Below are 23,469 nucleotides of genomic sequence, written 5' to 3' on the forward strand. Positions count from 1 at the left end.
CTCAGCCCGGCATATCCTCGAGCTCGCGCCCGCGCGTCTCGACGACCATCTTCTGCACGAAGAAGAAGGATATCGCCGCGAACAGCGCATAGCCGACATAGGTGACTGCAAGGCCGGGCGAGGCCGCGAGCGCCGGGAAGCTGACCGAGATCAGCGCATTGGCGATCCACTGCGCGAAACCGGCGACAGCGAGGCCCGATCCGCGGATCTGGTTCGGGAACATCTCGCCCAGCATCACCCACATGATCGGACCCCAGCTGAGGTTGAAGAAGATCACATAGAGGTTGGCCGCGATCAGCGCGATCAGGCCGTTGTTGCCGGGCAGCGACAGGCTGCCGTCGGCGCCCGACACCGCGGTCGAGAAGGCATAGGCGACGACGGCCAGCGTCACCGCCATGCCCGCCGAGCCGATCAGCAGCAGCGGCTTGCGGCCGATCCGATCGACCAGCAGGATCGTCGCAAGGCACGCCCCGATCGACAGCACTCCCGACAGGATGTTGGTCTGCAGCGCATAATCTTCCGAGAAACCGACCGCTTCCCACAAGGTCGCGCCATAATAGAAGACGACGTTGATGCCGACGAATTGCTGGAACACGGCAAGGCCGATGCCTGTCCACACGATTGGGCGGACCTTGCCCGAACTTTTGTCGATCAGGTCGGATAGCTTGGGCCGATGGTGGTCGGCGGCGAGGCTGCCTCGAATTTCGGTTACCTTGCGGTCGGCCTCGGCGGTGCCGAACAGCCGCGTCAGCACGGCGTGCGCCTCTTCTTCCCGGCCGCGCGCAACGAGATAGCGCGGGCTCTCGGGGATGACGAGCAGCGCGAGGAAATAGATCGCGGCGGGGATCGCCTGCAGCCAGAACATCCAGCGCCACGCGGGATAGCCCATCCAGAATTCCGACGTCGAACCGCCAGCATAGCGCGCGAGCGCGAAGTTGGCGACGAACGCGCCGGTGAGGCCGGTGATGATCATCACCTGCTGGACGCTCGACAGCCGCCCGCGGATATTCGCCGGGGTAACCTCGGAAATATAGACCGGCGAGATCACGCTCGCCGCGCCGACGCCAAGGCCGCCGATGATGCGCGCGATGATGAAGATGATCGACGAGGATGCCGCCCCCGCGAGCAATGCGCTAAGCAGAAACAGGATCGCCGACAGCATCATCACGCCGCGGCGGCCGATGCGGTCGGCCAGGCGGCCAGCGCCGAACGCACCGATCGCCGAGCCGACGAGGATCGCGCCGACATTGACGCCGATACCCAGCTTGCCCAGATCGAAGGCGCTCTCCAGCCCCTTTTGTGTGCCGTTGATCACGCCCGAATCATAGCCGAACATGAAACCGCCGATCGTCGCCACCGCCACGATCGCGATGATAAACCCGATATTGACCCGGCCCTCGGCCGGTTCCGCCATACTCGCCATCTCACCCGCTCCCTTTTTCATATTTTGGCCGGTGTCACCGGCAGACCGGCAACGCCGGGGTCGAATGCAAACAGGTCGCCCGCCAGCGGCTGCTCCGCCAGTGTGGCCGAATCCAGCCCCTTGCGCGCTGTTGTGGCATAGGCGGTTTTCAGGCCCTCGCCGCCGAATGCGATCTTGGTCACATTGGATACGGGAAAGCGCACGAACTGCATCAGCTTGCCCGCCGGATCGTAACGCCGCACGCCCCAGCCGCCATAGAGCGCGACCCACAGGCAGCCCTCGGCATCGATCACCGAACCGTCGGGGTGGCCCGCGCCATCCTCGATCACGATATGCTGCTCGGGCGCTCCAAGGTCGCCATTCGCGCCGATCGCCACCCGCCAGATCGTCTTGCCGAGCGTGTCGGTGTGATAGAGGCTGCGCGCATCGGCGCTGATCGCGGGTCCATTGGTGATCGCGACCGGCGGCAGGCCGGTATCACGGCACGCGCCGCCCCGGCAGAGATAAAGTCGGCCCGACTTGTCCGCTTCGCTGTCGTCCATGCTGCCGAACCACAACCGCCCTTCGCTGTCGGTCGCCGCGTCGTTGAGGCGGTTGCCGGGGAAACCGGGTTCGGGATCGTGGAGCAAGGCGAAACGGCCGCTCGCCGGATCAAAGCGGTGTAGCCCGGTCTTCACACCCGCGATCATGTCGCCGGCGGCTGCGGGCAGCACCCAGCCCACCTGATCGGGCGCGTCCCAGTGCCGGCTGGCGCGGTCGGCGGGATCGAAGCGATAGATACGCTTTCCCTTGATGTCGACAAACCACAATTGGCCATCGACCCAAACCGGCCCTTCGCCCAGCGTGGCCGCAACGCGAAGGACCGGTTCGACGCTCATTTCAGCGCCATCCCGCATCGACGAAATATTCGTGGCCGGTGCACATGCGCCCGTCGTCCGACGCCAGGAACAGCGCCAGCGCCGCAACATCGATCGGTTGAATTCGCTCGCTGAGACACTGCGCCGCGACAATCTCGGCCTCGCCTTCGGGCGTGTACCATTTCTCCTGCCGCGGCGTCTGGACATTGCCCGGCACAATCGTGGTGACGCGGATATTGTCGCGGCCGAGGTCGCGCGCCAGGCTGCGCGTCAGTCCCTCGATCGCGGCCTTCGCGGTCTGATAGAGCACGAGGTCGGGAAGACCGAGATGCCAGCTGATCGAGCCGAAATTGACGATCGCGCCGCCGCCCGCCGCGCGCATCGCGGGAATCACCGCCTGCGCCGCGAAAAACAGGTGCCGCAGGTTCGTCGCCATCCGCTCGTCCCAATATTCGGGGGTGACATCCATCACCGCATGGCGATCGTCGTTCGCCGCATTGTTGAGAAGAATATCGATCCCGCCCATCTCCTTGGTCAGCGCCGCGAGGCAGGTCTTGAGCATGTCGATATCGCGCAGATCGCAGGAAAGGAACCGCGTGCCAGGAATCCCGTCCGCCAGTCGCTGGCCGGCCCCGTCGTCAAGATCGAGGAACGCCACCTTCGCGCCCTGCGCGGCGAACTCTGCGACCAGCGAAGCGCCAATCCCGCTCGCACCGCCCGTCACGAGTACGCGCTTGCCCGACAAGCTCGGATAGATTGCTCGCTCCGCCCCTGCCTCAACCGTCGCCATAATCGTCACTTCCCTGCCCCCAGCAAGCCGCGGCCCGCAAGATTCGTCATCAATGCCCCGATCCCGTCGCGCCACGGCGCGGCATCCTTCGAGGTCGTGACGCGATTAACCAGCCGGCCGAGCTTGCGGCTTTCGATCGCGACCACATCGCCGACCTTGTGCGTAAAGCCCCGGCCGGGTTCGTCGCGATCCTCGACCGGCGCGAACAACGTACCGAGGAACAGCGCGAAACCGTCGGGATATTGATGTTCGCTCAGCGTCTGGCGCACCAGTTCGAGCGGATCGCGGCTGATTTCGCGCATATTGCTCTCACCCTCGAGCACATAACCGTCTTCGCCGCGAATGCTCAGCCGCACCTCGGCCGCACGCACATCGTCCAGCGTGAAACTGTCGTCGAACAGCCGCACCAGCGGCCCGAGCGAGCAGGAGGCGTTATTGTCCTTGGCCTTGCCCAGCAACAGCGCCGACCGCCCCTCGAAATCGCGCAGATTTACGTCATTCCCCAGCATCGCGCCGATGGCCGTGCCAGCGCTGTTCACGAGCAACACGATCTCGGGTTCGGGGTTGTTCCAGGTCGAATCAGAGCGGATCCCGATCTCGGCATCGGGCCCCAGCGTCGACAGCACCGGCGCCTTGGTGAACACCTCGGCGTCCGGACCGATCGCGACTTCGAGATATTGCGACCAGAGCCCGTCCTCGATCAGTGCGGCCTTGAGTTCGGCCGCTTCGGACGAGCCCGGCACGACCGAACGGATCGAGCCGCCGACGCGCGCCTCGAGGCGATCCCGAATGGCCGATGCCGCGCCCCAGTCGCCGCGCGCGCTTTCCTCGATCACCCGCTCGATTGCGGATATCGCGAAGGTTACTCCGCAGGCCTTGACGCATTGCAGATCGACGGGGCTTAGGAGATCGACAGCCGAAAGGTCGAAACGGCCAAGCGCGCGTCCCCCTGCGCCACTGAAATCGCCACGCTCGACAAGCGCTGCCGCGGTCGGCGCGACCGCCGACATGTCATAACATTCGCCGCGCACGATCAGCATCGGGTTCGGCCCGGCCTCGGTGCGCATGCGGCCGACGAAGACGCCGGCTTCCCAATCGCCGGGCAGTGCCGACACGATGTCGCGGGGATTCCCCTCCATTATCCAAAACCTTTTTTTGTGATAGCGCTACCAACACGCTCGCGCCCGCCTTGTCAAGGGCACAAGGACGCCCCCGAAAAGGGAGAGCAAATCTCGGCGGCGGAACCGATATTATGCTTTGGGGAAATCTGCCGTCGGGTGGCGGCGCGGGCAAAGTCGACAGGGGCGCCAAAGACCTCGGCAGCGACATTAAAACTGCCGTCCACTCGGGTGCGCACAAGGCTGATTTTGAGCGTGCACACACTCTATGCCGAAGGCGACACGGTCGTCGCGCATTGGGACTCCACTGCTTTCGGCGCTGCGGTTTGCCGAGGATTTATGGCCAAGGCAAAGTTCACTTTCGCAGCCTGGTTCGACAATGCGACATGCGCTCAGATGGCTAAGACTGGGCACTTCAAATTTGCAAGCCCACCAAGATGGGAGGGTCATCGTTATTGGACACAACCGATCCGTTGGAAAACGGAAGAATGACAAAGACAAGTTTATTGAAGAATCTCAATCAGCCTGACTTACCGAATAACGACAGAGCCAACTCGAAAGGTTCGTGAAACTGGCCGGTAGGAGACTGACCGCTTCTGGGTGCCGAATGGCGAATAGCGGACCTTCCCGAGGTCACGAGCAGCGATGACACGTTTCGGCCGATCGCGGCCATTGCCTATCCGATTCTGGGCAAAAGCCTGTCGTTCTCATTATAGGCGGCGTATGCGCCGATTTGAGCGAACGACCTATTCCAACCCATTGAAATCAGGGATGGCCCTTTCTTATATCCCCGCCGCAGCGGACCGGCTGCGACATCCTCAACTTGGCATGGAGAAGAAGATGTCCAGCAAACATATCGAATACTTCCGGCGCGAGCATGCCCGCCTCGAAGCCGAAATCGATCGGGAAGCGCGGCAGCGCCGACCCGACGAGGTCCTGATCGCGCGGCTCAAGAAGCTGAAGCTGGCCGTCAAGGACCAGATCGCCACCTGGAGCAACGACACCGGCGGGAGCCGCGTTGCCTGACCAGCTGCGGAGCCGCACACTGCAGCTCCGCACCTTCCGGTGCGAGGGCCCTCTTCCACCTCTGCGACGAACTGCAATCCGGCGTCGGCGACATGTCTTGAAACAGCAAATTCGCTTCCTAATTTCCTTCCAGATGCCGGATTGACCGGGTCTGCAGGACATGGAGAGCGCCGCTCTGTGTACCGGCGCATCTCATGCCCGAATTGCTTCAATCAGGAGGATTTGGAAATGAGAACCGATTTTGACTTTACCCCGTACCGCCGTTCGACGGTGGGCTTCGATCACCTCTTCGACCTGCTCGAGAAGGGGCAGCGCAGCGAGACGTCCGACGGCTATCCGGCCTTCGACATCGTGCGCGAGGCCGACGACCGCTTCCGCATCACGCTCGCGGTCCCAGGCTTCAAGCCCGACGAGATCGAGATCGTGGCGCAGCAGAACCAGCTGGCCGTTACGGGCAAACCCGCGGAAGAAGATGCGAAGAGCACCTATCTTCATCGCGGCATCGCGCGCCGGGCGTTCGAACGGCGCTTCCAGCTCGCCGACTATATCGAGGTCGGTACCGCGAGCTTCACCGACGGCCTGCTTACGATCGAGCTCAACCGAGTCATTCCCGAGGCGATGAAGCCGCGCAAGATCGAGATCGGCAGCGGCGATGCCGAACCGCGCCGGATCGGATCGTCGAAAGAAAAGGCGCTCGAGAGCGCCTGATATCTTGCGGGGCCGCTGTACAGGAGCGGCCCCGCTTTCCTGAAGAATAGCAGTAGAAGTACAGCTAACCAGCCGGAGACGCTCAGGTCGCTCCGTCAATCAATCGCACGAATGATGTCCGCCACGCGCCACTCGGCGGGCCCGACCAGCGCATCATGCGCGATGCGGACCGAGTGGAGAGCGGCTTCGAGCTGGCGCCGCCACATCGCCAAAAAATCAAACAGCACCGGAAAGTCCGGCGGAAGATCATAATCCTGCCAGACGTATAGCTGGAGCAGCGAGGGATGATCGGGCCGGTAGTAGTGGATTTCGGCGGTTGTCAGCCCGTAGCCCTCCAGCTGCGCGAGCAGCGCCCGGTCGGTCATGGCGCGCGCGCCGCGCCGCCGTCGAGCGACCTGAGCGCCGCAAGCACATCGTCGACCGGCACCGCTCGCTTTGCCCCCGGGGGTTTGCGAAGCGCGGGCTTGTTGCGAACCGCCGAGCGATCCGACGCCCAGGATGCAAGAAGAGCGCGCTTGACCTCAGGCTCGAGGCTCGGGTGACGCGCCACATCGAAGGGGTGAAGAAAACGGGAAAATGGCTCGGACATGATCGTGCCTCCTTCCTTGTAGCCTTTCCTTTCTCGTCGTGCGGCAAGGTGCCGCAGGGACAGATTTTGGGAGCGAAGCGAGTCGAGTCAAGAGGCGTCAGCCCCTTGATAAGCGGCATTTGTTTCGCGCTGGCGAGAAAGCGAAAAAAAATTTCACCGAACCTCTTGAAGCGAAAAAATCGCTTCCTAGCTCATCGGCGCCGCGCGTCCTGGACAGGCGCCGGCTTATCATATCGTTATGCAACATGGAGGTTATGCATGCATTTCCGACCCTTGCACGACCGTGTGGTCGTCCGCCGCATCGAAGCCGAGGAGAAAACCTCGGGCGGCATCATCATCCCCGACACTGCCAAGGAAAAGCCGCAGGAAGGCGAAGTCGTCGCCGTCGGTCCCGGCGTCCGCGCCGAGGACGGCACGGTCACCGCGCTCGACGTCAAGGCCGGCGACCGGATCCTGTTCGGCAAATGGTCGGGCACCGAGGTTCGCATCGACGGCGAGGAGCTGCTCATCATGAAAGAGAGCGACATCCTCGGGGTGATCGAGCAGGCCGAGGCGCTCAAGCAGGCGGCTTGATCGGCCGCCATTTCTGAATTCAGCCAGTGACAGGAAAGGAGTTGCACCAATGGCTGCCAAGGAAGTGAAGTTTTCGTCGGACGCGCGTGATCGCATGCTGCGCGGCGTCGATACGCTTGCGAATGCGGTGAAGGTGACGCTGGGTCCGAAGGGCCGCAACGTCGTGATCGAGAAAAGCTTCGGCGCACCGCGCATCACCAAGGACGGCGTCACCGTCGCCAAGGAAATCGAGCTTGCCGACAAGTTCGAGAATATGGGCGCGCAGATGCTGCGCGAGGTCGCCTCGAAGCAGAACGACAAGGCCGGCGACGGCACGACCACCGCGACCGTACTCGCGCAGGCGATCGTTCGCGAAGGCTCGAAGGCGGTCGCCGCGGGCATGAACCCGATGGACGTCAAGCGCGGCATCGATCTTGCCGTGAGCACCGTCGTCGAAGACCTGAAGGCCCATGCGAAGTCGGTCGAGGCGAACAGCGAAATCGCGCAGGTCGCGACGATCTCGGCGAATGGCGACGAAGAGGTCGGCAAGATCCTCGCCGAGGCCATGGAGAAGGTCGGCAATGAGGGCGTGATCACCGTCGAGGAAGCGAAGAGCCTCGCGACCGAACTCGAGACGGTAGAGGGCATGCAGTTCGACCGCGGCTACCTCAGCCCTTATTTCATCACCAATGCCGAGAAGCTGAAGGTCGAACTCGACGACCCCTATATCCTCATCCACGAGAAGAAGCTCTCGAACCTGCAGGCGATGCTGCCGCTCCTCGAGAGCGTCGTCCAGTCGGGCCGGCCACTGCTCATCATCGCCGAGGATGTCGAGGGCGACGCGCTCGCAACGCTCGTCGTCAATCGCCTGCGCGGCGGGCTCAAGGTCGCCGCCGTCAAGGCGCCGGGCTTTGGCGACCGCCGCAAGGCGATGCTCGAGGATATAGCGGTGCTCACCGGCGGCAATGTCGTCAGCGAGGAACTCGGCATCAAGCTCGAGAGCGTCACGATCAACATGCTCGGGCGCGCGAAGAAGGTGGTCATCGACAAGGATAATACGACGATCGTCGACGGCGTCGGCGCGAAGTCGGATATCGACGGCCGGGTCACGCAGATCCGCCAGCAGATCGAGACGACCACCAGCGACTATGACCGCGAGAAGCTGCAGGAGCGGCTTGCCAAGCTCGCGGGCGGCGTCGCGGTGATCCGTGTCGGCGGCGCGACCGAGGTCGAGGTCAAGGAGAAGAAGGACCGCGTCGACGACGCGCTCCACGCGACCCGCGCGGCGGTCGAGGAAGGCATCCTTCCCGGCGGCGGCATCGCGCTCCTTCGCTCGCTAAAGGCGCTCGAGGGCCTCAAGGCCGCGAACGACGACCAGCAGTCGGGCATCGACATCGTCCGCCGCGCGCTGCGCACCCCGGCGCGCCAGATCGCCGATAATGCCGGCGAGGACGGCGCGTGGATCGTCGGCAAGCTGCTCGAGAGCGACGATTACAACTGGGGCTTCAATGCCGCCACCGGCGAGTATCAGGATCTCGTCAAGGCGGGGGTGATTGATCCCGCCAAGGTCGTGCGCACCGCGCTGCAGGACGCGGCCTCGGTCGCCTCGCTGCTGATCACAACCGAGGCGCTTGTTGCCGAGCTGCCGAAGGAAGAGAAGGCCGCGCCGATGCCGGCGATGGACTTCTGACGAGATAGGGCGGCGGGCGACCGCCGCCCTATCCCCTTCATGCTCGCAACCAAGGAGAATGCGGAGGGAACTGTCATGCCCTTTTACGGCAGTCAAAGCGTTCGCGGCTGCTCAGCCCAACTGAAGCTGCGACACGGAAACGAGGCCAAACAGCTCGTGGCTCGGCAACTCGAATGGGCGCGTGAACGCGGCAACGGTCAGGAAATCGCTTATTGGAGCGCGGTCCTTGAAGACCTCGCGAGCCTGCCGTCTTAGCGTTCCACAGGCACGACGGATGATAAAGTTATCACCGCCGCGCTACCGCGCAGAATCCGTCTTGGCCGCTAGCGGAATTTCGGCTTTTGGTCGCGCCAGGACGAATGCGGACGTTCTACGGATTTTCGCGTGGGGATCAAGTCGTTGGCGTTTAGAAGTCCGCTGTAACAGTTCCAATCACCCGGCGTCCCGGAATCGGCGCGAAACCACCGCCGCCGAAGACACGCCAGCCATAGACATTGGCGATATTGCGTATCTGCAGCCGAAAGGTCGCGGGTACCTTGCCGATGGTCGCCCGGTAGCGGGCGCCAAGGTCGATCGTCGTCCGCGCCGGAATATCGAGGCTGTTGTCGGCGCGCGCGACGCGTTTTCCTTCGTGCAACAGGCGAAGATCGACCGAGGCGCCGGCAATCCCCGGCAGCCGATAGTCGGCATTGAGGTCGATGAGCCTCGCGGTCCGGCCGATCGGCTCCGAACCCAAGCGGCCCTCGTCGACCGCTTGACCGGTCACCCGCGGCCGCAGCAGCACCGCGCCCGCGACGAGGTTCAGTCCGGGCAGCGGTTCGCCGGACAGCGAGAATTCGGCGCCGCGATGGATGACGGTGCCCAGGATGCGATAGACGCCGTCGCGGCTGTCGATCTCGAAATAGGGTTTGCGGATGTCGAACAGCGCGGTGACGAAACGCATCCCGCCCGGCAGCGCATAACGCAGCCCGATTTCCTTCTGCTTCGTGCGCAGCGCCGGCAGCGCCGCGTTGCGGTTGACCGCATTGCCCGGCGCGGTGCCGCTTTCCTCGAGCCCGCGGGTCATCGCGCCATAGAGTGTCAGCCGATCGCTGGGGGTGAAGGCCAGCGCCGCATTCCACAGCCATGGCCGGTCGCGGCTGGTTTCGGCAAGGCGACCGGGCTGCACGACCGCTTTGCGGTAGTCGCTGCGCGTGACCCCCAAATTGAGCTCACCCACCCCCGGCCAGCGCATCTCATAGCCGAGAGCATAGCTCATCTGGCGCACGCGATCTTCGGTCAGCGCGCCATAGCGGCGGTCGGGTTCGGGGCGCGGGTCGGGCACGCCGATGGCCGCCGGGCCGAGATCGGCGACATGATAGCCGCCATAGTCGCTTTGTTTGCGCCGTCCGCGCACCGACAACAGGATGCGGTGCCGCCGCGCGCCCTCGGCAAAGACGCGGCTGACGCGCGCTTCGCCCGACGTCGACGCGCTCAGCTGATCCTCGCCGCTGACGACGACCAGCCGCCCGCGCCCGCCCCGATCGACACCGTCGAAATAGAGCGAGGCGAAATCGTCGCGCGTGAAGCGGCTGTTGAACAACCCCGCGGCGAATTGCCATTCGCCAAGACTGGCCTTGGCGAGGCCGCCGTAATTCTGGCTGTAGCCGCGCCAGTCGGCCCATTGCTGGCCATAGAATAACCGCCGTTCGACCTTGGGGGGCAGGAAGCTGCCGTTCGTATAGAGGGTCGGCGACTGTTCCTCGTCGCCATAATCATAGCGTGCGAAAAACCCCGTCAGTTCGACGCCCATGGCGGGGCGCCAGCGTGCGACGCTGCCATAGCTGACGAACCAGGCACTGCTACCGCTGACATATTGATCGTCGAACACACCCAGCGCGACATTGACCCCGAATTTTTCGCTGACCGGGATGGCTGCGTCGGCGACCAGATCGGGTCCGAGATATTCGCCGCTGCTCAGCCGGACGCTGACCACCGTGTCGCTGCCGGTACGCCGCAGGTCGGTGTCGACGATGCCGGTTGGCGCCGGAAAGGGATAGCCGAAGGCGGTGAGGCCGACCCGGACCGTCGTGCCGCGCACCACGACGTCGGTGATCGCGCCCGCCCGGTCGAAATAAAGTCCCTCGACGCGCGCATTGCCCGCGTCATTGGCCGAAAAGCCGCGCACCTCGCCGCTGGCATAGATGCCCACCGATTCATTGCCGACGCTCTTGCCAAAGCCGTCCTCGGCCTCGCGCACGGCATTTTCGTCGGTGCGCTGCGCCAGCGCGGGGTCGGCCAGCGCCAGCGCGAGAAGCGCCGACCCCGTCCGCCGGATCACAGCCCGACCGCCAGTCGCACCCGCACCGAGCGCGCCGCGCCCGGCGTGATCCAGACATCGCTGTAGGAACTATCGAGATAATAGGTGTCGAACAGATTCTCGACATCGAGATGAAGGCGGACGCCCTCGGCCGCCTGCCACGACAGGTTGGCGCGCGCGGTTACATAATCGGGCAAGCGAAATCCGCTCGCGATATCGTCGCCCGGTCGCGCGCCGACGTAGGTCAGGCCGCCGCCGACCCCGATCGATCCGGGCGCATCGCCTTTCGACTGCCAATATCCATAGAGTGCGCCCGAATGCTTGGGGATATTCATCAGCCCGCTGCCAACGAGGACGGGGCGCGTATCCCTGATCACCTTCGCATCGGTGTAGGCATAGACCATCGTCAGCGAAAAGCGGTCGTCGAGTTTCAGATTGGCATCGAATTCGACGCCCTTGCTGCGCGCGCGGCCGGCAGCGACCTGAAAGCCGCTGTTCGCGGAATCGGTGACCAGGATATTGTCCTTGGTAATCCGGAACAGCGACAGCGCGCCGGTCACTCTTTTGTCCAGCAACGCATATTTGACGCCCCCTTCCCACGCCTCGCCGCGCTCGGGCGCAAAGGGTTCGGCGGTCGCGGTGACGCCCTGATTGAAGCGGAAGGATTTCCCCCAGCTGACATAAGCGGACAGATTGTCGCTCGGCGCAAAAGTGAATGCGGCGCGCGGCGAGGTTTGTGACGGACGCTGCCGGTCGGTGCGGTTCGCGCGATAATTGACGTTCGCCTGCCGGATCCAGTCGTGCCGCACGCCAAGCAACAGGCTGAAGCGATCGCCAAGCGTGATCAGATCCTGGGCATAAAGGCTTTCGCCGCGTTGCTGTTCGAGCAGGTCCTGATTGAGCGTCGCGACCGGTTTGGGCTGGCCATAGACCGGGTTGAAAATGTCGATGTCATACGGGTTGGCGGCGGTCGGGCTGAACCGGAAAAACCGGCGGCGCTGGTCATAGCTGAAGATGTCCCCACCGATACGAAACTGATGATCCAGCCCCCACAAGCTGGTGTTTATGCTGAGTTCGGTGCGCGCCGACAGATCCTGCCAGTCATAGGCGTGGACGCGAAGCTGGCGGCGTAATCGCGTCCCGACGAGCGCGCTGTTATGCGTCGACTGCCCCGTCATTTTGCCGTCGCGATACTGGATTCCTGCTTCGAGCGCGATGCCGTCGGCGAGGTCGATCGTCAGCGTGCCCTGATGTTGGCTCTTTCGCTGTTCGATCTGGCCATCGTCGGGTTCGCCAAGGAAACGGCTGCGCGGCAGCGCTTTGCCGTCACCTTTCACCGCGACCAGCCCGCGGTCGTGGGTGAAATGAACGAGATTATATTCGAGCTGATACAGAAAGCGCACCGCATCCGACGGCGACCAGGCGATCGACGGCGCCAGCAGCAGCCGGTCGGACCGATTGAAATCGCGAAAGCTGTCGCCTGCCTGATAGACCCCGATCAGCCGCACCCCGAGCCCGCCGGCCGCGGGGCCGCCGATGTCGAAACTGCCGCGCCAGGTGTCGAAGCTACCGTAGGACAGGTCGCCGCCGGCGTGGAACCGGTCCTGCGGCGCCTTGGTCACGATGTTGATCGATCCGCCCGGCTCACCCTTGCCCGACAGCGCCGATGCCGGGCCTTTGAGCACCTGGAAACTCTCGACCGTCGCAACGTCGCGCCGGGCATTGAAGCCGCGGTTGGCGGAGAAGCGGTTGACGAGCAGGTCGGGCCCCTGGTTGATATCGCCCGAAAACCCCCGGATCGCATAGGCGTCCCACGCGCCGCCAAAGCTGTTCAGGCGCGCCATGCCGCCCGCCAGATCGAACAGCTGCGACAGGTCGGTAAAGCCAGCCTCGGCAATCAACCGCTCGTCGAGCACGCGCACATTCTGCGGCAGCAGCAACGGATCGACCTCGAGCCCGTTGATGCTGGCATTGGCGGCGCGCGATCCGGTGATGACGATCTCGCTCTCCGCCTCGCTCATCTCGTTCGTTTCGGCCAGCGCAGAGCAAGGCGCTCCTGCGGCCGCCAACAGGCACGCCGACAACGACAATCTTCGTTTCATACTTCCCCCAAAATGCCAGGTCTGGCGCGCAAATTTATCAATGATACATCATATCATCCGCGGTTCGCCTATGCATGGCCTCGGAATGCGTCAAGCAAAAATGTAATGGTATAACGTTATATTGACTCCGCGCTTGCGGCTGGGCAAGAGGCGCGCTCGCTTCATAGGAGATATCGGATGAATGCTGGCAGGCCTGGCCTGGAAATGCGCGATGTCGCCGTCGCTTACGGATCGCATCGCGTGCTCGATGGGCTTTCGCTCAGCGTTGCCGCAGGAGAAATCTATGCGCTGCTCGGTGGCAATGGCGCAGGCAAATCGACAACCCTGTCCACTCTGCTCGGCTTCAATCGGCCGACGGCGGGCCACGTCCGCATCGGCGGCATCGACCCGGCATCCGACCCCGATGCGGTACGGCGGCTGATCGCCTATCTCCCCGAAAATGTCGCGCTGTACGACCATCTCAGCGCGCGGGAGAATGTCGCCTATTTGCTTGCCCTGTCGGACCAGCGTCAGGACGACGCGGCCATCGACGACGCGTTCGACGCCACCGGGCTGCAAGCCGATGCCTGGGACAAGAGGCTGGCCGGATTTTCCAAGGGCATGCGGCAGAAGGTGGCGATCGCGGTCGCGTTGCTGCGCCATGTGCCGGTGCTGCTGCTCGACGAGCCGACATCGGGACTGGACCCGCGCGCTACCGGCGATTTCGGCCGCCTAGTCGCCAATGTCCGTGATCGGGGCGCCGCGGTGCTGATGGTCACCCACGACCTGCTGAGCGCCGCCGAAATCGCTGACCGCATCGGTTTTCTCGACGCCGGCCGGATCGTCGACGAGGTCGCTGCCAATGGCGCCGACCGGTTCGACGTCCGCGCGCTTCACCAGAAATTCGGCGCTGCCGCGGCGGCGGCGGCGGCATGAGCGCGGTCGGATTAATCGCACGCGACGAACTGCGGCTGATGCGGCGGAACCGCGTCGCCATGATCGCTTTCGCGCTGCTCATCCTGCTGACGCTGGTCGCCGCGATCACCTCATGGACAAATCAGCAGGCGATCGCCGCGCAACGCGTGCAATTCCAGAAGACAGCCGAACAGGCGTTCGACGCCCAGCCCGACCGCCACCCGCACCGCGTCGTCCATTACGGCCATTTCATCTTTCGGCCGCTGGGGCCGCTGGCCGCGTTCGATCCGGGGGTCGATGCCTTTACCGGCAACAGCATGTTTCTGGAGGGGCATCGCCAGAACACCGCCAATTTCGGGGATGTCCGCCAATCGTCGCTGCTGATCCGGTTTGGCCAGCTCACCCCGGCTTTCGTCCTGCAGGTGCTGGCGCCGTTGCTGCTGGTCTTCCTGGGCTATGGCGCCGTCGCGCGCGAGCGCGAGCGCGGCACCCTGCGCCAGTTGCTGGCGCAGGGGGTTTCCGGGCGGAGGCTGCTGGCGGGCAAAGCGCTGGCGCTGGGGCTGATCGCAGCCCTCGTCGGCCTGCCGGCGATGATCGGGTTTGCGCTCATCGCCGGGCAGCCAGGTGCGCTGGCGGCACCGATGGCGGTGATCGCACTTGGTTATGCCGCCTGGCTGTTTTTCTGGACCCTCGTCGTCATTCTCGTGTCGGCACTGGTCCAGCGCAGCCGCGATGCCCTTCTCGCGCTGCTCGCAATCTGGACGGTCGGCGTCATCCTGATCCCCCGCATCGCCCCCGATCTGGCGGGTCAGGCGCGGCCGCTCGCGACGCGACTGGAAACCGACATCGCGATCCAGCGCGACCTGCGCCAGCTCGGCGACAGCCACAATGCCGACGATCCCTTTTTTGCCGCGTTCAAACAGAAAATCCTCGACCAATATGGCGTCGCGCGGGTCGAAGACCTGCCGGTCAACTACAAGGGCCTGCTGGCGATCGAGGGTGAGAAACTGACCTCGGGGCTGTTCGACCGCTATGCTGCGGCCAGCTTTGCCACCCAGGCCGACCAGAGCGCGATCATGAACGGTTTCGGCGCGCTCAGTCCCGCGATCGGCCTGCGCCGTCTTTCGATGGCGGCGGCGGGCACTGATCTGGATGGCCACCGGCGGTTCCTGGGTCAGGCGGAAGCCTATCGTTTCGACATCGTGCAGCGGCTCAACCGGCTGCAGGCCGACGGCGTCAGCTATGCCGACGATACCGCCGAGGATGCCGGCGCCGACCGGCGCAAGCGGATCGCACACCGCCATTGGAATGATATTCCCGAATTCACCTTCACGCCCGCGACCGGCGCCGAACTGGCAAGCTCGGCGCTGCCGGGGCTGGCGATGGTTGCCGGCTGGCTGCTGGCCGCGATGGCCGCGTGCTGGCTCGTCGCGGGCCGATTGCAAAGGAATCTGCGATGAGCCCGATCCGTCACGAACTGCGCCTGTTGCTGCGTAACCGGCTCGCCGCTGCCGCCCTGCTGCTGCTGGCCCTGCTCGCCGCCGCCAGCGTCGCCGCGGGGCTCGCCGAGATCCGCCAACAGCGCCAGGTGATCGAACGTATTCAGACACAGCAGGCGGCCGACGTGGCCGCGATCGCCAAATGGGTCAGCAAGATCGAGGATCCGGGCAGCGCCGCCTATTATAGCTTTCATCCGACCTGGGACCCGCCCTCGCCGCTCGCTTTCGCGGCGCTCGGGATGCGCGACGTTTCGCCCTATATCCTGCGCGTGCGTGCGCTCGGGCTCGAGGCGCAGCTTTATGACGGCGAAACGTTCAATCCCGAACTGGCGCTGCCGGGGCGGTTCGATTTCAGCTTCGTACTCGTCTATCTCGCACCGCTGTTCGTGATCGCCTTGTTCCACGATTTGCGGTCGTCGGAACGCGAGGCTGGGCGATATGTCATGCTCCAAGCCCTGTCACGCGGGCGCCGGCTCTGGTGGCGACGCGGCGTGCTGCGGTTCGTTTTGATCTATACCGCACTGGCGGTGCCATTTCTGGCCGGCGGCTTGCTCTCCGGCGCGTGGGCGCTGTCGCAACTGCTGATCCTGGTCTTGATCGCGGCCTATCTGGCGTTCTGGGCTCTTGTCTCCGTCGTCATTGCCCGGCGGGGATCGCGTTCGACGACCAACGCGGCGACGCTTGCCGCCCTCTGGCTTATCCTCACGCTCGTCTTGCCGACGCTGTCGCATATCGTCATCAACCGCGCGATCCCCGTGGGCCAGGGTGTCGAGCTGACCCTTGCCCAGCGCGAGGCGGTAAACCGGGCATGGGACATTCCCCGCGAGGTCACGATGGAGCGCTTTTTCGCAAACCATCCCGAATGGCGTGATACGCCGCGGCTGCCGGTCGGGTTTCACTGGAAATGGTATTTCGCTTTCCATCAGGTCGGTGACGAGAGCGTCGCAAACAAGGTTCGGGCCTATCGCGGCGGCCTCGAGGCGCGCGACTCCGCGGCGCGCACGCTTGGCTGGGTGTTGCCACCGGTCGGCGCGCAAGCCGCGTTGGCGCGCATCGCCGACACCGATCTCGCCGCACAATTGGCTTACCAGGATCGTATCCGCGCCTATCACGCGAAGCTAAGGCTTTTTTATTATCACTACCTGTTCAACGATCTCCCTTTTCGGGCGAGCGATTTTTCCAAGGCGCCAAGGTTTAATCCTGATTTCGAACCAGCCAAGCCCGCATTGCGAAGGTAGATTGGCCGATTGCGGTCAGGCCGCTTTCGGGCGCAAACTTTGAGAAGCGGACGCTCACCGCATGCCAGTTGGTCATGACTTGCACCGACCGGTAACGGAAACCAGCTGCGCCTCTTTTAACCTTAGGAAGATCAACGCACCGATCAACCGCGCTGCACCAGGGATCGGAAACGGCAAGAGCTCTGCTTCCGCCAACGCCGGCATGTTGCCAGCAATCAGCAAGGTCAAGGGCAGCGGGATCGCAAATGCAAACTGCAGCATGGTCGGGTCGACCGCTAATCCCGAGCGCGAGAGGGCCAGACACTGAAGGCAAGGAAAGACCGTGTCGGCCAAGAACACGAACTCTCGGCGCGTACTACATCGCTCCGATGGCGAGGCATGCACTTTCAAACCAGTAACCCTTTGGAAACCATACAAAGTGACTATTCCCACCCGATTGGATGTGTCATTGTATCACCGTTGATGCACCGGTAGCGGGACGGATTTATCGGAACTCCGGGAATATCTGGTGTCTCGTTTCCGCACATTATCAATGGCACTTTATGTTTTTCGCTGGAGCACGACGTCGCACCACGCGCGTCGCACCTCAGGGCACAGGCGATGTCGCACGGGGGTCACAATGAGGCGCTCCACCAGCGACAAACCAAAGACGAGGGAAACTGTTCGAAGCTGACCAAGCAATCGCAGTGATCATGAAAAAAGACGGACGAATTCTGAATTATGGCAATTCAGGAGGCCATAGACTGCTTTTCTTTAAATAATTGTTAACTATTTACTAAGCATCTTTATTTCAAAAATTGATTTGACGCCTAACATCGCGCTTCTTACCTATGTGCATGAAATATAGTGATTCGATCACTTAAAATAGTGTCAACTATAGGCTGACATTAGTGTAAGTATACGTATATTTCAATTAAAATAGGGGTCGTCATATGAAGAATTACGTAGAACTCCATGATGTGGAGGTTGGAGCCCTGACTCTTTTGAAGCAGACGAAGAGAATTCTCCTGGTTGGCTTAGCGATCGTTAGCATAGCCGGCACTACCGCGTCCGCAGCGCCAACGACGGCTCCCACCCCTCCGCTCACGGCCGAGGCCACTTCAACCGGCGCTCGCGTGTTCTCCGAACAGGCCAGAAAGCTTGGGGCCCAAAAATGCGCCCGGCTTTATTCGGTGCTGGGCGACTTGGTCTCGCATGGCGCCGACTATGCGGTGCGCACCGAGACGAACAAACAAGCGCCCGACGCACATATCGTTCAAGGCACCGTCGGCATGACGTATAATTTGCCTGATCTGAAAGGAAAGGCAGCGGGGCTGGTCTTCGCCGCGCCCTCGGCGAACGGCTGCGAGGGACATTTCGTGCGGGTCGCCCCCTTTCAAAAGCCGTGCCAGCAGGTTGTGAAGGATCTGCCGGCTGGGAGCATCTCCGCGGCCGACTTGTCGGGCGTTCCAGTCTATCAACTCGGCGGCGGACAAGGACAGGCGCTGATGATCGCGAGCGGCGCAAGCTGCGTGGTCGTTACCGTCACGCCGGGCAGCCAGACACCCTAGCCAGAAGCCGGCGTCCGCAGGGCGGCTGTCGATCATTCCAACAAACCGCAGATTCCGGGCGTGCCTTGTCGCGCGATGGCTCTCTGCGCCCTTTTAGCACCCGATATCATCGATCGGATCGGGCCAGAGCAGGAGAAATATCATGAGCAATTTCGAGACTGTATCGAACGGACGACGCAATGCGGAACTGGCACAAAGCTGGGTACTGGGCGCGGCAGGGATGGGCTGGACCCAGCGGCGCCGGTTGATGGCGGTGCTGCGTCGGGCACACCGTGTGCTCGGAGTGAACCGCGACCAGCTTGGACTGGGCGCCCTCGGCGGCGGCGGGATGGCCGCCGTGCTTGCGATGGGCATGATGGCCCCGCAGGCGGCGTTCGGGCAGACCGTTATTGGTAACGGGGTGCTGACCAACACCGCCAACTGCACCAATCCCTCCGCAGGGAATCAAAGCACCGCCATTGGTTGTGGCAGCAACGTTACCGGCTCCGCCTCGACCGCAATCGGCGCCAACGCCGATGTGAACGGCGACAACGGCGTGGCGATTGGCACCGCCGCCACTGCGACGGGCAATGCTTCGATCGCCATTGGTTATTCGATGGGGGCCAGCGGCCTCAACGCCATAGGCATTGGTGTTTTTGCAAACGCGACCGGCGTCAACGCGCTCGCCGTGGGCGGAAACGCCCGCGCCATTGCAGATGGAGCATCGGCCTTTGGTGTCAACTCCACCGCAAGCGGTGCCAATGGGACGGCCATCGGCTCCACATCTACTGCCGGCGCCGCCGCCACGGCCGTCGGCGTGTCGAGCCAGGCAATCAGCACCAATTCTGTCGCTATCGGCAGCCTGAGTCAGGCGACGGATATCGCGGCCACCGCCGTCGGCAACGGCGCCCGGGCGACCGGTAACAGCTCGCTCGCGCTCGGAGCGCAGGCCTTGGCCATCGGCACCAGCACCGTTGCGGTCGGTCAGGGCGCCGGCGCTGGATCGACCACCGGCAATGCCAGCTCGGTCGCGGTGGGCATTGCGGCCGGGACGCTCGTGAGCGGGGCGCAGAATACCGCGATGGGCGGCGGTATCGCCAGCGTGATGCGGGGCGCCGGCTCCGGCGTCTCGGGCACGCGCAACGTCGCCCTCGGGACCGGCGACGGCACCGTCGCCTATGACGCTACGCTCTCCGCCTCCGCAGGCAGTCTGGTCACGGGCAGCGACAACGTCGCGATCGGCACCAATGCCGGTATCGGCGTCGCCGCCAACGGGACGACATCGATCGGCCACAACGCCCTGGCCAGCCAGACCAACGCCACTGCCATTGGCTTTGGAGCAACCGCCACCGGCGTGAACGCCGTCTATCTGGGCGGACGCACCGGCGTCGGAACGGGTGCTCTCGCTCAAAGCGCCATCGCCATCGGGACGGACGTAACGGCAAATGTGGCCGACGCTACCGCGATCGGACGCCAAAGCGTGGCATCGGCCCAATTCGCCGTTGCGATCGGGGTAAATTCCCGTGCGTCGGGCATAAGCTCGGCAACGCTCGGTCCCAACGCAAACGCTTCGGGCAACTTCGCACTGGCACTGGGCAATGCGGCTGTGTCGAGCGGAATCGGTTCGATCGCGATCGGGTCGGGCGCCGAAGGTACGGACATTGCCGCTGTAGCGCTCGGCAACGGCACCCGTGCGACCCTCGCGCGCTCGACCGCGCTGGGGGTTAGCGCTTTGGCGAGCGGCGCGAGCGCGCTGGCCATGGGCGACACTGCGAATGCGAGCGCCCAGAACGCGATTGCTGCCGGAACGAACGCCGTCGCCAATTCCGCGGACTCGGTCGCCATCGGCACCAACACCATGGCCACTGGCGGCAAAGCGGTGGCGATCGGCGCCGGAAACGTCGCCAATGGCGACGGCGCGGTGGCGATCGGCGATCCCAGCACCGCGACCGGCGACGGCGCGGTGGCGCAGGGCAAGGACAACACCGCGACCGGCAACGGATCGGTGGCGATGGGCAACACCAACATGGTCGGCGGTGGAGGACAGGCGATCAGCACGCCTGGCACCGCAGCCCAAGGCGCGGTCGGCATCGGTTTCCAGAATACCGTTGTCGGTCAGGGCTCGGTCGCGATCGGCAGCACCAGCAGCGCGCTGGCGGCAGGCGCGATCGCGTTCGGTGACACCGCGATCGCCAACAATGCGGGTGACGTCGCGCTGGGTTCGGGCAGTACGACTGATGTCGCGGTGGCAACGGCCGGGGCGACGATCGATGGCGCCAATTACGCCTTCGCCGGCACCACGCCGACGAGCACCGTGAGCGTCGGCGCGGCCGGCACCGAACGAACGATTACCAATGTCGCGGCGGGCCGGATCAGCGGCGGCTCGACCGACGCGATCAACGGTTCGCAGCTGTTCGCGACCAACCAGGCGGTCGACGGCATCGGCACGCAAGTGACACAGAACACCACCGACATCACCAATCTCGACGGGCGCGTGACGACCACGGAAGGCGATATCACCAATCTCGACGGCCGGGTGACAACGGTCGAAGGCGATCTCACCAACCTCGGCAACACGATCACCAACATCAACAATGGCGCGGGGATCAAATATTTCCACGCCAACTCGGTGCTGGCCGATAGCCAGGCGCTGGGAACGGACTCGGTCGCGATCGGACCGAACGCGGTCGCCAACAATACCGGGGATGTCGCGCTCGGAAATGGTTCGACAACCGATGTTGCGGTGGCGACCACGGGTACGACGATCGGCGGCACCAACTATGCCTTTGCGGGCACAGCGCCGACGTCGACGCTGAGCATCGGTGCGCTGGGTGCCGAGCGGACGATCACCAACGTCGCGGCCGGCCGGATCAACGGCAGTTCGACCGACGCGGTGAACGGTTCGCAGTTGTTCGCGACGAACACGCAGGTGACGCAGAACACCACCGATATCGCCAATCTCGACGGGCGTGTGACGACCGTCGAAGGCGATGTTACCAATCTCGATGGCCGGGTAACCACCGTCGAGGGCGATGTCGTCAATCTCGATGGCCGGGTAACCACCGTCGAGGGAGACATCATCAATCTCGATAACCGCGTAACCACGGTCGAGGGCACCGTAACCAACCTCGGCGACGCGCTCACCGAAATTGCCGGCGACACCTCGACCACTTACACAGACGCGAATGGCGATGGCATTCGTTATGCCCGCACCAACGAAACCGGCCTCGCCGAAACCGATGCCTTCGCCCAAGGCGTGGGCTCGACCGCGCTCGGCTATCAGGCGGCCGCTTCCGGGGCAAATACGGTCGCGCTTGGCCGGGACAGCCAGGCCACCGTCGATGGGTCGCTGGCGCTCGGCTCGGGCTCGGTCGCCGATCGCGCGATTGCGCCGGTGAGCGGCACGATCCCGGCAGGCATCGGTTTCGTGCCCTATAATACCACCGACGCGACCCTCTTGGGCGCGGTTTCGGTCGGCAATGCGGCGACGAGCGAATATCGCCAGATTACGAATGTCGCCGACGGCACCGCGGCGCAGGATGCCGTAACGCTGCGCCAGCTTCAGGGTGCGATCTCGTCGGTTTCGGTGACGCCGATCCAATATTTCCACGCCAATTCGAGCGCCGTCGACTCGCTCGCGGCCGGCGCGGAATCGATCGCGGTCGGCCCGACCACGGTGGTCAATGGCGACAATGGCATCGGCATCGGCAATGGCGCGATCGTCGATCAGACCGCACCGGGAGGTACGGCGATCGGCCAGAACGCCCGGGTCAGCCAGGCCGACGGCATCGCCTTCGGCACCAACTCGATCGCCAACGGCATCCAGTCGATCGCGATCGGCCCCGGCGCCAACGCGAGCTTTGCGGGCAGCGTCGCGCTCGGCGCGGGCGCGACGACGAGCGTCGGATCGCGGACCGGCTATGCGGGCTATGGCCTCGCCGCGCCGCAGAATTCGGCGGGCGAGGTGTCGGTGGGCAGCGCGGGAGCAGAGCGGCAGCTCACCAACGTCGCCGCGGGCTCCGCCCCGACCGATGCGGTGAATGTCAGCCAGCTCAATCAGGTGGCACAAAATACTGCCACCAGCCTCGGCGGCGGAGCGTCCTATAATCCGACCACTGGCGCCTATACGGGACCGACCTATAATGTAGGCGGAAACACCTACAATAATGTCGGCGATGCGCTCGGCGCCCAGAATACGGCGGTCACCAACCTCGACAATCGCGTGACCACGGTCGAAAGCAACGTCACCAATCTTGGCGACAGTGTCGCGGCGGGACTTGGGGGCGGTTCGACCTACAATTCGACGACCGGAACGGTCACCACGAACCTCAATGTCGGCGGCAACAATTACAACAACGTCAACGACGCGCTGCAGGCGCTGAACCAGACGGCGAGCGCCGGCTGGAACATCCAGGCCAATGGCGGGGCTTCGACCAATATCGCTTCGAACGGCACACTCAACGTGACCGCAGGCTCCAACACCGTAGTGACATTGAGCGGCAACCAACTGCAGATCGCGATGGCGGACAATCCCACGTTCAATGGCGTGGTCAATGCCAATGGCGGCCTCAACGTGGGCGCCAACACCAGCGTCAACATGGGTGGCAATGTCGTCCAGAATGTCGGAGCCGGCGCGATAAACGCCACCTCAACCGATGCGGTCAACGGGTCGCAGCTCTATCCGATCCAGCAGCTGGCCAATAATTCGGTGCAATATGATGCCGCCGGCAACTCGGTCACGTTCAATCCGGGCGGATCGGCCACGACGCTGCACAATGTCGCCGCCGGCGTCGCGCCGACCGATGCGGTCAATGTCCAGCAATTGGGTGACGGTCTCGCCAGCACACTGGCTTCAGCCAATGCCTATACCGACTCGCGGCTGGCGAACTTCGAGTTCGATCTGGGCAACGCGCGACGTGACAGCTTTGCCGGTACGGCGGGCGCGCTTGCCGCCGCGGGGCTTCCGCAAGCCTTTGAACCAGGACGCGGAATGCTCGCCTTCGGCGCGGGTACCTATCGCGGAGAATCGGCCTTCGCGCTCGGCCTGTCGCGGGTGATGGACGACGGCCGCACCGTCATCAAGGCTGGTGCGACGTACGACACGCAGCAGCGCGCCGGCGCCAATGTGGGCGTCGGGTTCCAGTTCTGATTTCGT

At 63.9% G+C, this 23,469-nt stretch carries 18 protein-coding genes; 9 read left to right on the forward strand and 9 right to left on the reverse strand.

The window, feature by feature from the left end; all coding sequences use genetic code 11:
* Window position 1: 1 nt before the first annotated feature.
* Genes V8J55_RS00215 through V8J55_RS00230 form a run of 4 tightly spaced genes read right to left on the reverse strand, consistent with a single transcriptional unit; the run spans window position 2 to window position 4,209 of the window.
* Window positions 2–1,414: a sugar porter family MFS transporter gene (locus V8J55_RS00215; protein ID WP_336445679.1), complete on the reverse strand. Its 1,413-nt coding sequence runs from the start codon at window positions 1,412–1,414 to the stop codon at window positions 2–4.
* A gap of 26 nt (window positions 1,415–1,440) precedes the next feature.
* On the reverse strand, window positions 1,441–2,319 hold the full coding sequence (locus V8J55_RS00220; RefSeq protein WP_443030777.1) for an SMP-30/gluconolactonase/LRE family protein: 879 nt from the start codon (window positions 2,317–2,319) through the stop codon (window positions 1,441–1,443).
* A complete protein-coding gene (locus tag V8J55_RS00225; RefSeq protein ID WP_336443848.1) occupies window positions 2,303–3,070 on the reverse strand; it encodes an SDR family NAD(P)-dependent oxidoreductase in 768 nt (255 codons plus the stop codon). Before V8J55_RS00225 ends, V8J55_RS00220 begins: the two co-directional genes overlap by 17 nt.
* A gap of 5 nt (window positions 3,071–3,075) precedes the next feature.
* Window positions 3,076–4,209, reverse strand: a complete 1,134-nt coding sequence (locus V8J55_RS00230) for a fumarylacetoacetate hydrolase family protein (RefSeq protein WP_336443849.1) — start codon at window positions 4,207–4,209, stop codon at window positions 3,076–3,078.
* Between the two features lie 750 nt (window positions 4,210–4,959).
* On the opposite strand from V8J55_RS00230, the gene V8J55_RS00235 reads away from it, so the two are divergent.
* Both V8J55_RS00235 and V8J55_RS00240 read left to right on the forward strand, forming a co-directional pair.
* Window positions 4,960–5,214: a YdcH family protein gene (locus V8J55_RS00235; protein WP_336443850.1), complete on the forward strand. Its 255-nt coding sequence runs from the start codon at window positions 4,960–4,962 to the stop codon at window positions 5,212–5,214.
* 228 nt (window positions 5,215–5,442) lie between these two features.
* Window positions 5,443–5,922 carry an Hsp20 family protein gene (locus V8J55_RS00240; RefSeq protein WP_336443851.1) on the forward strand — a complete coding sequence of 160 codons (480 nt, stop codon included), beginning with the start codon at window positions 5,443–5,445 and terminating at the stop codon, window positions 5,920–5,922.
* A 95-nt stretch (window positions 5,923–6,017) separates the two neighbouring features.
* Here the strand turns inward: V8J55_RS00240 and V8J55_RS00245 are convergent, their stop codons facing one another.
* Together V8J55_RS00245 and V8J55_RS00250 are read right to left on the reverse strand one after the other, a co-directional pair.
* Window positions 6,018–6,287: an usg protein gene (locus V8J55_RS00245; RefSeq protein WP_336443852.1), complete on the reverse strand. Its 270-nt coding sequence runs from the start codon at window positions 6,285–6,287 to the stop codon at window positions 6,018–6,020.
* The gene (locus tag V8J55_RS00250) at window positions 6,284–6,511 is read right to left on the reverse strand and encodes a hypothetical protein (RefSeq protein WP_184101769.1); all 228 of its coding nucleotides are present in this window, start codon (window positions 6,509–6,511) and stop codon (window positions 6,284–6,286) included. The genes V8J55_RS00245 and V8J55_RS00250 overlap by 4 nt, the downstream gene beginning before the upstream one ends.
* Before the next feature lie 258 nt (window positions 6,512–6,769).
* Between V8J55_RS00250 and groES the strand changes: the two genes are divergently transcribed.
* Both groES and groL read left to right on the forward strand, forming a co-directional pair.
* Window positions 6,770–7,084 (forward strand): co-chaperone GroES, encoded by a 315-nt coding sequence (gene groES, locus V8J55_RS00255; RefSeq protein ID WP_054727958.1) that lies wholly within the window; start codon window positions 6,770–6,772, stop codon window positions 7,082–7,084.
* Window positions 7,085–7,133: 49 nt separating this feature from the next.
* Entirely contained in the window at window positions 7,134–8,753 is a 1,620-nt protein-coding gene (gene groL / locus V8J55_RS00260) for a chaperonin GroEL (protein WP_336443853.1), read from the forward strand.
* A gap of 406 nt (window positions 8,754–9,159) precedes the next feature.
* Here groL and V8J55_RS00265 read toward each other — a convergent pair whose 3' ends face one another.
* Window positions 9,160–11,073, reverse strand: a complete 1,914-nt coding sequence (locus tag V8J55_RS00265) for a TonB-dependent receptor (RefSeq protein ID WP_336443854.1) — start codon at window positions 11,071–11,073, stop codon at window positions 9,160–9,162.
* Complete coding sequence (locus tag V8J55_RS00270) at window positions 11,070–13,073, reverse strand: TonB-dependent siderophore receptor (RefSeq protein ID WP_336443855.1); 2,004 nt, start codon at window positions 13,071–13,073, stop codon at window positions 11,070–11,072. The genes V8J55_RS00265 and V8J55_RS00270 overlap by 4 nt, the downstream gene beginning before the upstream one ends.
* 258 nt (window positions 13,074–13,331) lie before the next feature.
* Here V8J55_RS00270 and V8J55_RS00275 point away from each other — a divergent pair, with 258 nt between their 5' ends.
* The 3 genes from V8J55_RS00275 to V8J55_RS00285 are packed head-to-tail and all read left to right on the forward strand — an operon-like array spanning window position 13,332 to window position 16,785.
* Window positions 13,332–14,069, forward strand: coding sequence for an ABC transporter ATP-binding protein (locus V8J55_RS00275; protein WP_336443856.1), 738 nt, complete (start codon window positions 13,332–13,334; stop codon window positions 14,067–14,069).
* On the forward strand, window positions 14,066–15,508 hold the full coding sequence (locus V8J55_RS00280; RefSeq protein ID WP_336443857.1) for an ABC transporter permease: 1,443 nt from the start codon (window positions 14,066–14,068) through the stop codon (window positions 15,506–15,508). The genes V8J55_RS00275 and V8J55_RS00280 overlap by 4 nt, the downstream gene beginning before the upstream one ends.
* Window positions 15,505–16,785, forward strand: a complete 1,281-nt coding sequence (locus tag V8J55_RS00285; RefSeq protein ID WP_336443858.1) for a DUF3526 domain-containing protein — start codon at window positions 15,505–15,507, stop codon at window positions 16,783–16,785. Before V8J55_RS00280 ends, V8J55_RS00285 begins: the two co-directional genes overlap by 4 nt.
* A gap of 72 nt (window positions 16,786–16,857) precedes the next feature.
* Here V8J55_RS00285 and V8J55_RS00290 read toward each other — a convergent pair whose 3' ends face one another.
* Window positions 16,858–17,118 carry a hypothetical protein gene (locus V8J55_RS00290; protein ID WP_336443859.1) on the reverse strand — a complete coding sequence of 87 codons (261 nt, stop codon included), beginning with the start codon at window positions 17,116–17,118 and terminating at the stop codon, window positions 16,858–16,860.
* Window positions 17,119–17,717: 599 nt separating this feature from the next.
* Between V8J55_RS00290 and V8J55_RS00295 the strand changes: the two genes are divergently transcribed.
* Both V8J55_RS00295 and V8J55_RS00300 read left to right on the forward strand, forming a co-directional pair.
* On the forward strand, window positions 17,718–18,335 hold the full coding sequence (locus V8J55_RS00295; protein ID WP_336443860.1) for a hypothetical protein: 618 nt from the start codon (window positions 17,718–17,720) through the stop codon (window positions 18,333–18,335).
* A gap of 142 nt (window positions 18,336–18,477) precedes the next feature.
* Window positions 18,478–23,463, forward strand: a complete 4,986-nt coding sequence (locus V8J55_RS00300; protein ID WP_336443861.1) for a YadA-like family protein — start codon at window positions 18,478–18,480, stop codon at window positions 23,461–23,463.
* Window positions 23,464–23,469: the final 6 nt, after the last annotated feature.

This window comes from Sphingopyxis sp. CCNWLW2 (assembly GCF_037095755.1).
In the GTDB taxonomy this organism is placed as follows: domain Bacteria; phylum Pseudomonadota; class Alphaproteobacteria; order Sphingomonadales; family Sphingomonadaceae; genus Sphingopyxis.

Bases quoted from the DNA above. Each gene is read 5' to 3' on its own strand.
- V8J55_RS00215 (WP_336445679.1), bottom strand. From the start codon at position 1,414: ATGGCGGAACCGGCCGAGGGCCGGGTCAATATCGGGTTTATCATCGCG.
- V8J55_RS00220 (WP_443030777.1), bottom strand. From the start codon at position 2,319: ATGCGGGATGGCGCTGAAATGAGCGTCGAACCGGTCCTTCGCGTTGCG.
- V8J55_RS00225 (WP_336443848.1), bottom strand. From the start codon at position 3,070: ATGGCGACGGTTGAGGCAGGGGCGGAGCGAGCAATCTATCCGAGCTTG.
- V8J55_RS00230 (WP_336443849.1), bottom strand. From the start codon at position 4,209: ATGGAGGGGAATCCCCGCGACATCGTGTCGGCACTGCCCGGCGATTGG.
- V8J55_RS00235 (WP_336443850.1), top strand. From the start codon at position 4,960: ATGGCCCTTTCTTATATCCCCGCCGCAGCGGACCGGCTGCGACATCCT.
- V8J55_RS00240 (WP_336443851.1), top strand. From the start codon at position 5,443: ATGAGAACCGATTTTGACTTTACCCCGTACCGCCGTTCGACGGTGGGC.
- V8J55_RS00245 (WP_336443852.1), bottom strand. From the start codon at position 6,287: ATGACCGACCGGGCGCTGCTCGCGCAGCTGGAGGGCTACGGGCTGACA.
- V8J55_RS00250 (WP_184101769.1), bottom strand. From the start codon at position 6,511: ATGTCCGAGCCATTTTCCCGTTTTCTTCACCCCTTCGATGTGGCGCGT.
- groES (WP_054727958.1), top strand. From the start codon at position 6,770: ATGCATTTCCGACCCTTGCACGACCGTGTGGTCGTCCGCCGCATCGAA.
- groL (WP_336443853.1), top strand. From the start codon at position 7,134: ATGGCTGCCAAGGAAGTGAAGTTTTCGTCGGACGCGCGTGATCGCATG.
- V8J55_RS00270 (WP_336443855.1), bottom strand. From the start codon at position 13,073: ATGAGCGAGGCGGAGAGCGAGATCGTCATCACCGGATCGCGCGCCGCC.
- V8J55_RS00275 (WP_336443856.1), top strand. From the start codon at position 13,332: ATGAATGCTGGCAGGCCTGGCCTGGAAATGCGCGATGTCGCCGTCGCT.
- V8J55_RS00280 (WP_336443857.1), top strand. From the start codon at position 14,066: ATGAGCGCGGTCGGATTAATCGCACGCGACGAACTGCGGCTGATGCGG.
- V8J55_RS00285 (WP_336443858.1), top strand. From the start codon at position 15,505: ATGAGCCCGATCCGTCACGAACTGCGCCTGTTGCTGCGTAACCGGCTC.
- V8J55_RS00295 (WP_336443860.1), top strand. From the start codon at position 17,718: ATGAAGAATTACGTAGAACTCCATGATGTGGAGGTTGGAGCCCTGACT.
- V8J55_RS00300 (WP_336443861.1), top strand. From the start codon at position 18,478: ATGAGCAATTTCGAGACTGTATCGAACGGACGACGCAATGCGGAACTG.